Consider the following 1,214-nt stretch of genomic DNA (forward strand, 5'->3'; position numbering starts at 1 on the left):
TGAATCGCCCCGGGTTCAGTGGAGGGCGAGTTCTCCCAGCATCGGCTGAGGCTGGGAGTTGATCTCACGGTAGTACGCGTTCTCGGCTTGGATCGGTGTGAGGTATCCGATCGAGGAGTGCAGCCGGTTCTCGTTGAACCAGTGCACCCAGGAGAGCGTGGCGAGCTCGAGCTCGTCGACGGTCCGGAACGGGCCGTCGAGCTTGACGCACTCGGTCTTGTAGAGCCCGACGACCGACTCGGCCAGCGCGTTGTCGTACGAGTCGCCAACGGTGCCGATCGAAGCGATCGCGCCGGCGTCGGCGAGCCGTTCGGCGTAGCGAATCGCTGTGTATTGACTGCCGGCATCGCTGTGATGGATGAGCCCGTCGACCGGCTCGCCGGCCCGCTCGCGCACCCACAGCGCCATCTCCAGCGCGTCCAGCGGCAGCTCGGTCGGCATCCGGTTCGTGGTGCGCCAGCCGACGAGCTTGCGGGAGAACACGTCGGTGACGAAGGCCGTGAAGCCCATGCCTGACCAGGTCGGCACGTACGTGAAGTCGACGACCCAGAGCTGGTTCGGGCGCTCTGCGGTGAAGCATCGCTGCACGTGACCCGGTGGCCGCACGGCCGACTCGTCGGGGCGGGTGGTGACGAACCGCTTGCCGCGGCGCACGCCCTGCAGGCCCGCTTGGCACATGAGCCGCTCGACCGTGCAGCGCGCGACCTCGACGCCCTCGCGGCGCAGCAGCCGCCAGATCTTCCTGGCGCCGGAGATGCCGCGGCCGAGCTTCCGGTCCCAGAAGATCCGATCGATCTCCACCAGCAGCTCCGCATCGCGCAGCGACCGCTGGGAGGGCGGGCGCTGCTTGAAGGCGTAGTAGCCGGACGGCGCGATCGGCACGCCGTGCTCGGTGAGCACGCGGCAGATCGGCGCGACGCCGAACCGGTCTCGGTGGTCGTCCACGAACGCGACTACCAGGGCAAACGCGGGTCGAGCTCCCGCGCGAAGAAACTCGAGGCCGCCAACAGGATCTCGTTCGCACGCTTGAGCTCACGAACCTCGGCCTCGAGATCCTTGATGCGCTTCGCATCCGAGGCGGTCACGCCGGGACGCTCGCCCGAATCGATCGCGGCCTGCTTCATCCATCCGCGGAGCGTGTCTGGATTCACGCCCGTGCGCTGTCCGATCCGCACCACCGCCGCGTTCAGCGACAGCTCCGGATCCTCCTTGCG

The 1,214-nt window shown here is 68.1% G+C and carries 2 protein-coding genes and 1 other annotated feature; both genes read right to left on the reverse strand.

Features of this window, described 5'->3' with window-relative positions; all coding sequences use genetic code 11:
- Positions 1-15: 15 nt before the first annotated feature.
- A complete protein-coding gene (locus ACP7BI_RS13315; protein WP_425847169.1) occupies positions 16-945 on the reverse strand; it encodes an IS3 family transposase in 930 nt (309 codons plus the stop codon).
- Positions 868-995, reverse strand: a sequence feature (AL1L pseudoknot). (Overlaps the previous gene by 78 nt.)
- Positions 954-1,214: transposase (locus tag ACP7BI_RS13320; RefSeq protein ID WP_425847171.1), on the reverse strand; the 261-nt coding region annotated here is incomplete at its 5' end. (Overlaps the previous feature by 42 nt.)

The organism is Agrococcus sp. TSP3-2-1 (genome assembly GCF_049897585.1).
In the GTDB taxonomy this organism is placed as follows: Bacteria; Actinomycetota; Actinomycetes; order Actinomycetales; family Microbacteriaceae; genus Agrococcus.